General features: G+C 36.9%; 16 protein-coding genes. 13 read left to right on the top strand and 3 right to left on the bottom strand.

The window, feature by feature from the left end:
- Positions 1-5 precede the first annotated feature (5 nt).
- The gene (locus EA772_RS18110) at positions 6-884 is read left to right on the top strand and encodes a polyphosphate kinase 2 family protein (RefSeq protein ID WP_116168156.1); all 879 of its coding nucleotides are present in this window, start codon (positions 6-8) and stop codon (positions 882-884) included.
- Positions 885-930: 46 nt separating this feature from the next.
- On the opposite strand, the gene EA772_RS18105 is transcribed toward EA772_RS18110, so the two are convergent.
- Positions 931-2,172, bottom strand: a complete 1,242-nt coding sequence (locus tag EA772_RS18105; RefSeq protein ID WP_168187598.1) for a serine hydrolase — start codon at positions 2,170-2,172, stop codon at positions 931-933.
- Positions 2,173-2,435: 263 nt separating this feature from the next.
- Between EA772_RS18105 and EA772_RS18100 the strand changes: the two genes are divergently transcribed.
- The 6 genes from EA772_RS18100 to EA772_RS18075 all read left to right on the top strand — a co-directional run bounded on the left by EA772_RS18100 (position 2,436) and on the right by EA772_RS18075 (position 6,530).
- Positions 2,436-3,026: a DUF6580 family putative transport protein gene (locus tag EA772_RS18100; protein WP_124914408.1), complete on the top strand. Its 591-nt coding sequence runs from the start codon at positions 2,436-2,438 to the stop codon at positions 3,024-3,026.
- A 114-nt stretch (positions 3,027-3,140) separates the two neighbouring features.
- Positions 3,141-4,082, top strand: a complete 942-nt coding sequence (locus EA772_RS18095) for an ABC transporter substrate-binding protein (RefSeq protein WP_124914407.1) — start codon at positions 3,141-3,143, stop codon at positions 4,080-4,082.
- Positions 4,083-4,095: 13 nt separating this feature from the next.
- On the top strand, positions 4,096-4,782 hold the full coding sequence (locus tag EA772_RS18090) for a Sir2 family NAD-dependent protein deacetylase (protein WP_010601436.1): 687 nt from the start codon (positions 4,096-4,098) through the stop codon (positions 4,780-4,782).
- Positions 4,772-5,497, top strand: coding sequence for a diphthine--ammonia ligase (locus EA772_RS18085; RefSeq protein ID WP_124914406.1), 726 nt, complete (start codon positions 4,772-4,774; stop codon positions 5,495-5,497). The genes EA772_RS18090 and EA772_RS18085 overlap by 11 nt, the downstream gene beginning before the upstream one ends.
- A 127-nt stretch (positions 5,498-5,624) precedes the next feature.
- Positions 5,625-6,122: a YMGG-like glycine zipper-containing protein gene (locus EA772_RS18080; RefSeq protein ID WP_116168161.1), complete on the top strand. Its 498-nt coding sequence runs from the start codon at positions 5,625-5,627 to the stop codon at positions 6,120-6,122.
- A gap of 75 nt (positions 6,123-6,197) precedes the next feature.
- Entirely contained in the window at positions 6,198-6,530 is a 333-nt protein-coding gene (locus EA772_RS18075) for a Dabb family protein (protein ID WP_124914405.1), read from the top strand.
- A gap of 348 nt (positions 6,531-6,878) precedes the next feature.
- Here the strand turns inward: EA772_RS18075 and EA772_RS18070 are convergent, their stop codons facing one another.
- Together EA772_RS18070 and EA772_RS18065 are read right to left on the bottom strand one after the other, a co-directional pair.
- Complete coding sequence (locus EA772_RS18070; protein ID WP_124914404.1) at positions 6,879-7,130, bottom strand: hypothetical protein; 252 nt, start codon at positions 7,128-7,130, stop codon at positions 6,879-6,881.
- Between the two features lie 19 nt (positions 7,131-7,149).
- A complete protein-coding gene (locus EA772_RS18065) occupies positions 7,150-7,857 on the bottom strand; it encodes a DUF3291 domain-containing protein (protein ID WP_124914403.1) in 708 nt (235 codons plus the stop codon).
- A 114-nt stretch (positions 7,858-7,971) separates the two neighbouring features.
- Between EA772_RS18065 and EA772_RS18060 the strand changes: the two genes are divergently transcribed.
- The 6 genes from EA772_RS18060 to EA772_RS18035 all read left to right on the top strand — a co-directional run bounded on the left by EA772_RS18060 (position 7,972) and on the right by EA772_RS18035 (position 12,735).
- On the top strand, positions 7,972-8,448 hold the full coding sequence (locus EA772_RS18060) for a GAF domain-containing protein (protein ID WP_124914402.1): 477 nt from the start codon (positions 7,972-7,974) through the stop codon (positions 8,446-8,448).
- A 13-nt stretch (positions 8,449-8,461) separates the two neighbouring features.
- Positions 8,462-9,067, top strand: coding sequence for a DNA-3-methyladenine glycosylase (locus EA772_RS18055; protein ID WP_124914401.1), 606 nt, complete (start codon positions 8,462-8,464; stop codon positions 9,065-9,067).
- A gap of 54 nt (positions 9,068-9,121) precedes the next feature.
- Positions 9,122-9,610, top strand: coding sequence for a pyridoxamine 5'-phosphate oxidase family protein (locus tag EA772_RS18050; RefSeq protein ID WP_124914400.1), 489 nt, complete (start codon positions 9,122-9,124; stop codon positions 9,608-9,610).
- Positions 9,611-9,675: 65 nt separating this feature from the next.
- Positions 9,676-10,971, top strand: a complete 1,296-nt coding sequence (gene kynU, locus EA772_RS18045) for a kynureninase (protein ID WP_124914399.1) — start codon at positions 9,676-9,678, stop codon at positions 10,969-10,971.
- 1 nt (position 10,972) lies between these two features.
- Positions 10,973-11,833 carry a bestrophin family protein gene (locus tag EA772_RS18040; protein ID WP_124914398.1) on the top strand — a complete coding sequence of 287 codons (861 nt, stop codon included), beginning with the start codon at positions 10,973-10,975 and terminating at the stop codon, positions 11,831-11,833.
- Positions 11,833-12,735: a histone deacetylase gene (locus EA772_RS18035; RefSeq protein ID WP_124914397.1), complete on the top strand. Its 903-nt coding sequence runs from the start codon at positions 11,833-11,835 to the stop codon at positions 12,733-12,735. Before EA772_RS18040 ends, EA772_RS18035 begins: the two co-directional genes overlap by 1 nt.
- Positions 12,736-12,753 lie beyond the last annotated feature (18 nt).

Here is a 12,753-nt window from a genome sequence, read left to right as displayed (position 1 = left end):
AAAAGATGAAAAACGAATTTAAGGCGCTAATTGTACAGGGCGATAAAAAATTTTCGATCAAAAGTGCTAAAACTGATTTTACGGGAGATTACAATAAAGAAAAAGCTAAAGATGCCTTGATTAAATCAAAAATTGAAGTTAGCCATTTACAAGAGAAACTATATGCTTCAGCAACACATTCGCTTTTAATCATCTTTCAGGCCATGGATGCCGCTGGTAAAGATAGTGCCATTGAACATGTAATGAGTGGTTTAAATCCGCAAGGATGCCAGGTATTCAGTTTTAAGGTTCCAACATCAGAAGAATACAAACACGATTTTTTATGGCGACACATTAAAGCTCTGCCCGAACGTGGACGTATTGGCATTCACAATCGCTCGCATTATGAGAACGTTTTGGTTTGTAAAGTGCACCCCGAGTATATTTTAAGTGAAAGTATTCCAGGTTTTGATGAGGTAAAAAAAGTAAATAAAAACTTCTGGAAACAGCGCTACCAGAGCATCAGGAACTTTGAAGAGCATTTGGCCGCAAATGGAACAGTTGTACTTAAATTCTTTTTGAATGTTGGCAAAGACGAACAGAAACAAAGGTTTTTAGATAGGATAGAAGATCCCACTAAAAACTGGAAATTTTCTTCAGGTGATATCAAAGAAAGGGCTTTATGGGATGAATATATGAAAGCTTACGAAGATGCCATCAACGAAACCAGCACTAAAGAATCGCCGTGGCACATTATTCCGGCAGATAAAAAATGGTTTGCCAGATTAGCCATTAGTGAAATTATTGCCGACAAATTAAAAAGTTTAAATATTAAATTCCCTGTTTTAGATGAAACAGAGCAAGGGAAGTTACTGGAAACTAAAACTGCGTTATTGAACGAATAACGCAGTAACTGTTTGGTTCTATTGTTCAATTTTTTCTAAAATACTTTTAATAATTCAGCTTAAATTTGCTTAAATCTGGCTTGGGTTTCTTGCGATTCTTTTCAAACTCATAAATTGTTCTTCCGAGGTTTTTCATAAAAGGAAAGCACACGGTGTCATATTCATATTTGTTGTCATTAAAAATTCCGTCTTCGTTGCTCTGAATTACAGCAGTAAGCAAATATTCGATGCCCGTTTTGAAATCCACTAAATAAGCGTTGTCGATAATATAACCATAGCTGTCTCCGTATTTGTTGAAAATTCTAATGTTGGGATCTGGCGCTATACTTTTCTCCCTACCATAATACAGCATTTTTGCATAGGTGGGCCAAAATTCGTCCGCATTATATTTTGGATAATCACTCTCTGTTGGGTATTTACTCATGTACGTGTAAATCAAATGATAATCTGCTGATGTGAGATTAAATCTTTCCTTTGCCGGGAAAGCTTCAGGAAACATCAGCTTCTGCATTAGATGATGTTGATCATTAATAGCAAAGGCATTTTTATTTGCTAAACTGAAAGGTTTATTTACCAAACGATCAGCGCTGTCCAGGTATCCTTTACCCATGGTTAAATTCGTTAAATTCAATTTGTATTCCAGCGGATCAAACTGGGCTTTTTGATCATAAACCAATTGATCTTGATGATAAAATTGAATCGGATTCGTGTGCTTCGAGCTTTCCCCAGCATCACCGATAGCAAGTCTGTTTAAAATTCGACTGTTGTTGAAACCATATTTTTTCAGTTTTTGGTTAATTTCAGCACGACCGATAAATTCAAACAATCGGTTAAAGGCATCGTTATCGCTGGTGAGTAAAATTTTTTTAATATAGTGCTCTATAGTTGGATAGCCATTTTTGGCAGTGGTATCTCTGGTAACTTTTGTCTGTCCTCGAAAGGCACTATCGGTAATCATTTTGCTATTAACCGTTAGTCCTGTGCTTTTCAATCGGTTAACCTTCTCCAGAGCAAAAATAACGGCAGCAAGTTTGACTGTGCTGGCTGGATAGAAATAATGGTGCGGATTTAAATTAAAGCTATAGCTTTTAAAACTTGGTTTATTTTTGGTATCTCTTGTAATTTGTGTATATAAAATTTGCACCTGATTTTTGTCTGGATGGTTCAGCACTGAACTGAACAATTCTGGTCGGGATTCCATTAACTTTTTAAGAAAAGTTGTATCCGTTTTCTGAGCCATCGTAAATATGCTATTGAGTAATAAAATGATCAAAAAAGGGGTTCTCATGTTTTCTTATTGAAATATAAAGGTAAACTATTAATGTAAATGTGCCGTTACTCATCATTTATTTTACACCTATTGAAGATTCTTTATTGCCCAGGCATCAAAATGATTTGTCAAAGTTCAGTATGACTAATTGAGGTTAATTTAATATAGATTAGTAGTTTTAATATCCGCCAATAAAATTTAACTTTGCGTTAAGGATGAGTTTGAATTTTTGAATTCAAAAATCTTATTTATTACAGATACCAACTACTATATACCATAATATGTCTAATTTAAAATTTAATCCGCGTAATCTTATTTTGTTATTGATGATTCTGGTGATTACCTTATTTCGTTTATTGGTAACCTTCAACTCAGATGAGCTTCAATTCGCTAATTTTTCTTCGATAGGAGCAGTTGCACTTTTTGGTGGCGCATATTTTAAAGATCATTTGAAAGCGTTTGCTTTTCCGTTAATCAGTTTATTTTTAAGCGACTTCATTTTGGCCAATACAATTTTCAGTAAATACAGTAATGGTTTTTTATACGAAGGTTGGTATTGGACTTATCTGGCTTTTGCTTTGATGGTTTTAGTTGGAAAAGTTTTGCTGAAAAAGATTAATGTAGTAAGCTTACTCTCATCAACCTTAAAAATTGTTTTCATTCACTGGATTGTTACTGATTTTGGGGTATGGTTTCAAAACCCTTCATACACGCAAGATTTAGCCGGCTTTTGGTTATGCCTTGAAAGAGCAATTCCATTTGAAATCAGATTTTTAGAAGGCACGTTGATTTATGGCACCCTACTTTTCGGAGCGTTTGAATTATTGAAAGCGAAGTATCCGGTATTAAAGCTTCAAACGCAAAGCGTTTAGATTAACTTAGATATTCATTAATCCTCTTTTGATTATTCAAAAGAGGATTTTTTTTAACTTTATATTTTTACAGGCCATTAAACCCAAATATTTGTCATCCTTAAAATATTTCTAATGAAAGTTGTTTCTTTTTTACCTGCCGCTACCAAAATGATTTACGACATGGGCTTGCAGGAATATTTGTACGGCGTTACGTTCGAATGTCCTAAAGAAGCTGCAGCGCAACCTAAAGTGGTACGCTGTATTCTTGAAGGTAAAAACTATTCGAGCATTGAAATTGATCGGATCTTTTCTGCATCGAAAGCGCAGGGTAAAAGCTTATATTGGGTTGATGATGAACTTTTGGAAAGCATAGCTCCGGATATCGTTTTTACGCAGGATGTATGTGAGGTTTGCAATATCGATACCGTTTGTACGGAAACTGCCGTGATGAAGTTATCTAAAATACCCAAACTCGTTCCATTGTCACCAAACAATCTTAAGGATGTTTTTGAATGTGCCATCACCATTGCAAAAGCACTAGGGAAGGAAGAGGTTGCACTAAAATACCTGGCAAAGCTTCAAAAAGAAACAGATAATATTTTAGATCAACTGAGGGCAAATAAGGCTCCGCTGAAACGCGTAATGTTAATGGAATGGATAGAGCCTATCTATAACTGCGGACATTGGATTCCTTTTCAAATTGCAGCTGCTGGTGGGGTAGATATGTTATCAAATCCTGCCGGAGATTCAATTGTTACGTCATGGGAAAAAGTTGTTAAGTATAATCCTGAAGTATTAGTTATTGCACCATGTGGTTTTGATAAAGAGAGAACGCTGCAGGAAATCACTTTACTGTTTGCTAAAAGTAATTGGAGCGAACTCGATGCCGTAAAGAATAATCAGATATACCTAGCCGATTTTGATATGTTCACACAGCCAAGCATCGGCACTTTAGTGCAGGGAATTCAGGCGCTGGCTTGTATGTTTCATCCAGAAATTTTTAAAGCTGATGACACCACAAAAGGCAAATTCAGCAGGTTATCAGAATCCAATATACTGCAATCATCCTTTTAAATATTTAATCCTAATGAAAATAGTTGTTTTAACGGGGGCAGGCATAAGCGCTGAGAGTGGACTAAAAACGTTCAGAGATTCTGATGGATTATGGGAAGGTTATCATATTCATGATGTAGCAACTCCTGAGGCATGGGAGCGTAATCCTGGATTGGTTCAGGAATTTTACAATGAAAGAAGAAGGCAGGTGCTTGCTGCTCAACCTAATCAGGCACACCAAATTTTAGCTGAACTGGAGGCAAATTTTGATATCGAAATTATTACCCAAAATATTGATGATTTACATGAGCGTGCCGGCTCAACAAAAGTTACTCATCTACACGGCATTATTACCAAATCGCAATCCGATCGAAAGTCTAATTTAACTTACTCAATTGAGGGCTCTGACATTAATATGGGCGAATTATGTGAGTTAGGATCGCAACTGCGTCCACATGTTGTGTGGTTTGGAGAGGCTGTGCCTATGATTGAGGTCGCAGCTGATATTTGCCAGCAGGCAGATGTTTTCGTGCTTATTGGCACCTCTTTAGCCGTTTATCCTGCCGCAGGTTTAATCGATTTTATTCCAAAAGGCGTTACAAAATACATTATTGATCCCAGAACGCCTGATGTGAAAAGATATCAGAATGTAATTGCCATAGAAAAAAATGCTGTTCAAGGTGTAGCTGAATTAAAACATATGCTGCTAAATGCCAACTAAAAAACTTTGTATTTTTAACTGGAGTGGTGGCAAAGACAGCACTTTGGCACTTCACTACGCACTTCAGGATCCTACGATTGAAATAAAATACTTAATCACCACTGTTACTGAAAAATATAATCGCATATCAATGCATGGTGTAAGAGAATCTTTATTGATTGCTCAGGCCAAAAGCATCGGCATACCCTTATATCAAATTCGTTTGGGCGAAATGCCAGATATGAATTCGTATGACGAAGTGATGGAACAGCATTTGTCTAGATTTAAAAAAGAGGGGATTACTCATTCCATATTTGGTGATATTTTTTTAGAAGATCTTCGCACATATAGAGAGAGAAAATTAGCGGAAGTCGGATTGAAAGCTATTTTTCCACTCTGGAAATTAGATACTATGCAACTCATCAGCGAGTTTTTAAATCTGAACTATAAAACCATCATTGTTTGTACGCAGCAAAACTTAGAAGTTTTTTGTGGACAAATAATTACAAGTGACTTAATTGCAAGTTTGCCACCTGATATTGATCCCTGTGGAGAAAATGGTGAGTTTCATACTTTTGCTTTCGAAGGACCGATTTTTAAAGAAAACATTCCATTCGAATTAGGAGAGAAAGTTTTCCGGACTTATAATCAACCTAGAGATGTTGATGAAAGCAGCGGGAATGATAATACTGAAATTTCTTTAATAGGCTTCTGGTATATCGATTTAATAAATTAATCGAACTATCAAAACATTTTGGCATCATTTTTTCTTTACTACATATAATTAACTAAAATACACATCCTAATGAAACCTGTTTTGTGAGGTTAGGTAGCAAAGCAAGATTCATATAAAACAAAAAGTTATGAAAAAGATATTTGTAGTAATCGCATTGAGTTCAGTAATGTTCGCTTGTAATAACAAAGCAAAAGAAGAAGCAGCATTAAAACAACAAGAGGCTGAAAAGCAACTTGCCATTAAAGCCGTTAAAGATAGTTTAAGATTAGATAGTTTCAAAAGAGCTGAAACAGCTAAAATTGAAGCAGAAAAAGAAGCGCAACACCAAAGAGAGTTAGTTGCAGCTAGGCAAGCTGGAGCGGCATCATCTAAATCATCACGATCATACGCAAGTTCTGGAGGTAGTAGTTCAAGTTCATATGGTGGTACACAACCAACCGCTAAGAAAAAAGGCTGGAGTGATGGTGCAAAAGGTGCAGTAATCGGTGGTGCAGCTGGAGCAGTTGGTGGTGCGTTAATCGACAAGAAAAAAGGTAGAGGCGCTATTATCGGCGGTTTAGTTGGAGCAGGAGGTGGTTACCTGATTGGTAGAGGAGAAGATAAAAAATCTGGTAGAGTACAATAATCATCAAAATTATATTTATTTTAAAAGCGGCTATTCAATGGCCGCTTTTTTTATGCCTAAACTCAATTCGACAGCATGATTACTACAAATTCAAATAAAGGGAAGATTCAACACTTCGTATTGTTTTGGTTAAAACCTCAATTAACCCAGGTTGAAATTCAAAACTTCGCCAACTTTTTCGAAAGCCTCAGACCAATAAAACTGATCAAGAGCCTACATTATGGTTTAGCAGCAAATACCCCGGCCCGGGCAGTAACAGATAACTCATTTACCTATTCGCTTTCGATCACTTTTGATAATATTGAAGATCACAATGCCTACCAGGAAGACAAAATTCATCTCGATGCCGTAGAAAAATTTTCTAATAATTGGTATAGGGTGGTAGTACATGATACTTTTATTTCTTAAGTGATGAGTGGGAATTAAGCCACGTCCTCTCGCATACCTAAGGCATGATGATCGCACTTTGAGGCATGTTATGAGGAACTGAATTAGCTGCGTTTGAATATGGTTAATCAGATAACATGCTTTTTCAAAAAAAGAAATTGCTATCATTAATTTGGCAATAATCACCTGCAAAACAAAATTTTGTTTTTGATTATAATGGTCTTTTTGTCAGTTACTTATTTTGTCTGACTAAAACATATACATTATATTTAAGATTGATTTTTGAATTATAATACTCGAATTAGCCAAACAAAATTCTGGCAATTAATATATGTAATTAATAATCAATGTTTTATTTGATTTTATTAACTAAAACTGATGCCTTCTGTACGCAGCTGTGAAATCTGTTCGCATTGATTTAAATCGCTCAATAACCGAAGCAATAAATGTCTCATCCAGGATTTCAAAAACATCATTAACGCCACCTCCGCTCAAGTCTAATTCAGCAAGTTTATAACTCTGCTCAAAAGTACCCTGTTCAAATTTCACGATGTATTTTTGATTCATTGAAAAGATGCTAATCTTACATTCCGGGTGTGGAAGCTCTGCAATAACTCTCATATAGTTTTATTGATTTTATTTAGTAATCATTTATCTTATTGTTTGGGACTTCTTTTCCGTTTAATGTTCCCCAGCTTTTGATAATTTCAAATCGGGCAAAAAGCTCTTCTGAGTACCATTTTCGTTCTTTGGTGAGTCTAATCACATCAGCGTGGTCGTGTGATTTGTAGGCATAGTTTTTCATACTTTGAGCATCCTCCCATATGGAAAACGTAGCCTGATCTAAAAATGGATTTTCTCCAATTCCTGCTGAAAGTATGAAGCCGTCTGCTCGCCTCATCTCATTCGCAGCTCGTTTAATGTTGCTTCTAAATTCCTTTACCTTTTTAAATCTGATTGCTGCCCTGGTAATTACTGCGATTTTACCTTTCGTCGCATTGGTGCTTCTAGTGTATTCAAAAGGTTGTTTTCCAGACCATAAGCCATGAGAAGATAAAGGATTTAATAAGATTGTAAACTCCTCGTAGCCGAAAAACCTAAACCATTTCAACACAAAGGAGTTGTTGTAGAAGTGGTCACAATCTGACTGATTATTCCAGGTTGTTAAAATTGCCCAGTGTTTAAAATCAGGTGCCAGATCTACCTGAGCATCTTTGCCGCTCCCCATTAATTTCCAAAATTTACATTTCTGGTTTAACCACAATGGAACACGTAATACTGCCATTCCGATAAAGGCAAAGGGGATAGCAATTCTACTAAACTTCGTAATGGTTAATGCGACGATCATCTTTGGTGGTTATTAAATCCAAAACTAAGGAAATTAATATAGCTGATCATTCAATTTTTTGTCATTATCAATGCTTAACCCAAAAATCAGAAAAATCCTGATTAACTTTGGTTAATGGCAGAAGACTTAACAATAAATAGAACGGCCGCCAAGGCTGAGCAATATGAATCACTAATTCCGCAAATCAGCGCCCTGTTGAGTGGTGAGACCGACTTCGTAGCAAATATGGCCAATGTTGCCGCAGCGCTAAGAGAACAATTTAATTGGTTTTGGGTTGGTTTTTATCTGGTAAAAGGTGAAGAATTGGTATTAGGGCCATTTCAAGGACCTGTTGCTTGTACCAGAATTATAAAGGGCAAAGGTGTTTGCGGATCATCATGGGCACAAAATAAAACATTAATCGTTCCAAATGTTGATGAATTCCCAGGACACATCGCCTGTGCTTCAGCATCTAAATCCGAGATCGTATTGCCACTTGTAAAAAATGGAGAAGTAATTGGCGTTTTAGATGTGGATAGCGAATTTTTAGATCATTTTGATGAAACAGATCGTGTTTATTTAGAGCAGGTTATTTCAGTTTTATTAAATTAATAGTATAGCTGAATTGAAATTATCTCGGGGATATTATTTAAATGAAGATGTGCTACATCTTGCCAAAGATTTGCTTGGAAAAGTTCTTTTTACAAACGTTAAAGGTGAAGTCTCGGCAGGAATTATTGTTGAAACTGAAGCTTATTTCGGAATAAGTGATAAAGCTTCTCATGCTTATGGCGGGAGAAGAACTAACCGGACCGAAACTATGTTTAGTGAAGGTGGTGTTGCTTACGTTTACTTATGTTATGGCATGCATAATTTGTTTAACGTGGTAAGTTCAAAAATAAATGATCCTCATGCCATACTAATCAGAGCGATAGAACCTTTAATAGGTAAGGAACTTATGGAAGAACGCAGGAAAATGGTGTTTGCAAAGCCTGCCATCTCATCTGGCCCAGGCTCTGCTGCAAAAGCTTTAGGCATCGATAGGTCTTTTAATGCTAAAGACCTAACCGGAAACGAAATTTGGATTGAAGATCATCAAATCAGTATGGATGATAATGAGATCATGGCTGTTCCCAGAGTTGGAATTGCATATGCCCAGGAACATGCTGCACTGCCGTGGCGTTTTTATATTAAAGGCAATAAATATGTGAGCAAACCTAACAAGGTTTAGTTTAATTCAAACTTTTCATCCGTGTTGCTGTTTTTCTTTCAAATATCTACAATCATGAAAAACGAGAAAAATATAGAAATATTGAAAGAAATGGCAGAGAGTGTACGCACTTGTATGTTTACCACATTTTCTACTGGTGATGAATTAGGTAGCCGACCAATGGGTACCGCCAAAATAGAAGATGATGGAAGCATCTGGTTTTATACCAATGAATATTCTCTTAAATCGAAAGAAATCTCGAAAGAGAACAATGTGTTATTGGCATACAGTGATCCTTCAAAAAACACTTATTTAACAGTAAAAGGGAAAGCCGAATTGGTAGATGATCAGGTTAGGAAAGAAGCCTATTTTTCACCGTTTGTGAAAGCATGGTTTCCGGATGGTGTAGAGGATCCAAGATTGATTTTAATAAAGGTAACGCCTGATGAGGCTGAATACTGGGATGCCTCTTCGTCAAGAATTGTTGTACTTTTTAGTATGTTGAAAGCCGTAGTCACCGGAGATACTCCGGATTTAGGCAAACATGACACGATGAAATTTTAAATTCACATTGATCTTTTGAAAGCAGGTTTGGAAACAATACCTGCTTTTTTTGTAATATTGAGGCAATGAAATTGGAAAATACGTTAGCCTTCGCAAAAGAACAGGATGAAAGAGATGAACTTAAACATTTTAGGGATCAATTTCTGTTTCCTAAATATCAGGATAAATCTTTTATATACTTGTGTGGTAACTCATTAGGTTTGCAACCTAAAGTGGCTAAAGAGGTTCTTAATAGTCAATTGGATAATTGGGCTAACCTTGCTGTAGAAGGTTGGTTTGATGGCGAGGAACCCTGGATGTACTATCATAAAGAGCTAAAAAAGTTAATGGCGCCTATTGTGGGTGCGTTCCCGAGTGAAGTCTGCCCGATGAATACACTAACTGTAAACCTGCATTTGTTGATGATTAGCTTTTATCAGCCACAAGGTAAGCGATTTAAAATCATCATGGAAGGTGGCGCATTTCCTTCTGATCAGTATGCAATAGAAAGTCAGGTAAGGTTTCATGGGTTTGATCCGAGTGATGCAATTATCGAGGTTTTCCCAAGAGAAGGCGAGGAGATACTTAGAACGGAAGATATCGTTGCTAAAATCAAGGAACATGGAGATGAAATTGCACTGGTACTTTTTGGTGGAATAAACTACTACACTGGTCAATGGTATGATATGGAAAACATTACGAAAGCCGGGCATAGCATTGGTGCAATGGTAGGTTGGGATTTAGCTCATGCTGCAGGTAATGTTCCGGTTAAACTTCACGATTGGAATGTAGATTTTGCCTGCTGGTGTTCTTACAAATATCAAAATGCTGGTCCAGGTGGGATCAGTGGGATTTTCGTTCATGAAAAGCATTTTGAAAACAAAGCACTCAATCGCTTTGCTGGATGGTGGGGTTATCAGGAAAATAAGCGCTTCAAAATGGAAAAAGGTTTTGTTCCCGAAGCCGGAGCCGATGGTTGGCAGGTAAGTTGTACGCAGGTAATGCCAATGGCTTTATATCATGCTTCATTACAGATTTTTAAGGAAGCTGGCTTTCTGAATACCTTGAGAAATAAAAGTATCAGTTTAACCAATTATTTAGAATTTGTTGTGAATGAATTAGATATAGAATTGGAAAAAGAGCAATATAAGATTATTACACCTCAGAATTCAGCAGAAAGAGGCGCTCAATTATCCATTATTGCAGCTCGAAATGGCAAGGAAATTTTTGATGGATTATTAGCACATGGAATTCTTGGCGACTGGCGTGAGCCAAACGTAATTCGTTTAAGTCCGGTTCCACTTTATAATTCATTTGAGGATATTTACCAAACAGGCAAGGCATTATCGGAGGTAACTAGAAAGATATTAACCACAGCATAACATGATTCATTACAACCCGAAAGATTGGTTTACATTTATCTTCCACATTCATAAAGGCGATACTTTCAGAAAGTTGTGGCCATTGATGATCAGTATATCAATATTTTCCGCTTTTGTGGCATTTCTTGAACTAAACGTATTTAAGTTATCGAAAAGTGATTATGTGAGCAATATCGGGATGATGCACAGCCTATTGGGCTTTGTGATTTCTATGTTGCTCGTTTTTCGAACCAACACCTCTTACGACCGATGGTGGGAAGGAAGAAGGTTGCTGGGTGCACTAACAAATGTAAGCCGCAACTTCGCCATGAAAATCAAGGCACTTAATTTACCAGATGAGGAAGTAAGATTTTTCGAATATGGCATTCCAAAATATGCTTTCGCACTCAAAGAGCATCTTCGCGAAAAAAAATATTTCGGAAAGAATAGTTTCTTGATAGAAGTTGAGGAAAGCAAGCATATTCCAAATCAAATCGCCAGCAGCATGATTTCCCGTTTATATGAGCTAACCCGAAAAGGATATATCTCCCAGGAGCAGCTCATTGTATTAACAAATGATGTGAATCAGTTCACGGATATTTGCGGAGGTTGTGAAAGGATAAAAAATACGCCGATCCCATTTTCTTACAGCGTTTTCATTAAGAAGTTTATTTTCATTTATGTGCTAACAATTCCTATCGGATGGGTATTTAGCTTAGGTTATTACCTGGCTCTGATTGTTCCTTTTATACTTTATGTGTTGGCAAGTTTGGAGCTAATTGCCGAAGAGATCGAAGATCCATTTGGATATGATCCGAATGATTTGCCAGTAGATCAGATTTCGAATAATATCGAGAAACACATTGAAGAGATTTTGAACTGATGATCAAAATCGCCTGGCATCCCTTATACGCACATCCTTTGCCTGAGGGGCATCGGTTTCCGATGTTAAAATATGAGCTCATTCCAGGACAGCTTCTTCATGAAGGTACTATTTACCAAGATAATTTGTTTAGTCCGAACTTGGTTGATGAGGATATTATCCTGCTAACTCATGATGCGAATTACTGGAGGCAGTTGAGGGAACTTACACTTCCACCTAAAGAACAAAGGAGAATCGGTTTTCCACTTAATGCGCAACTGGTTGAGCGTGAATTACGAATAACGCAAGGAACGATTGACGGAACGGGCTTCGCTATTAAAAACGGAATAGCTTTTAATGCTGCAGGTGGAACCCATCATTCTGGAAGCAATTGGGGAGAGGGCTTTTGCTTACTTAACGATCAGGCAATTGCGGCTAACTATTTGATAAATAAAAATTTAGTTGACCGGATATTAATTGTTGATTTAGATGTACACCAGGGAAATGGCACAGCCGAAATTTTCCGTAACGAACCGAGGGTATTTACTTTTTCCATGCATGGCGATAAAAATTTCCCGTTCAGAAAGGAAATTTCCGATCTCGACGTAGCGCTGGAAGATCATATCGGAGATGATGAATATTTATTATTGCTTGAAGTCAATCTAAAACAAGCCTTCGAAAAATCAAATCCGGAGTTTGTATTTTATCTTGCCGGCGTCGATGTGCTATCAACCGATAAATTAGGTAAATTATCTTTAACTAAGGCTGCCTGTAAAGAAAGAGATCGCATGGTCCTTCAGGCATGTAAAAGCAAAGGTGTTCCGCTGCAGGTAAGCATGGGTGGAGGCTATTCCGCAGATATCAAAGATATTGTTGATGCGCATTGTAATACTTATCGTTTAGCTTTTGATTTATTTACTTGATTCAATATCCTTATCTTC

It is taken from the genome of Pedobacter sp. G11 (assembly GCF_003860265.1).
Classification (GTDB): Bacteria; Bacteroidota; Bacteroidia; order Sphingobacteriales; family Sphingobacteriaceae; genus Pedobacter; species Pedobacter agri.
This window is presented reverse-complemented; position numbering and strand designations above follow the sequence as displayed.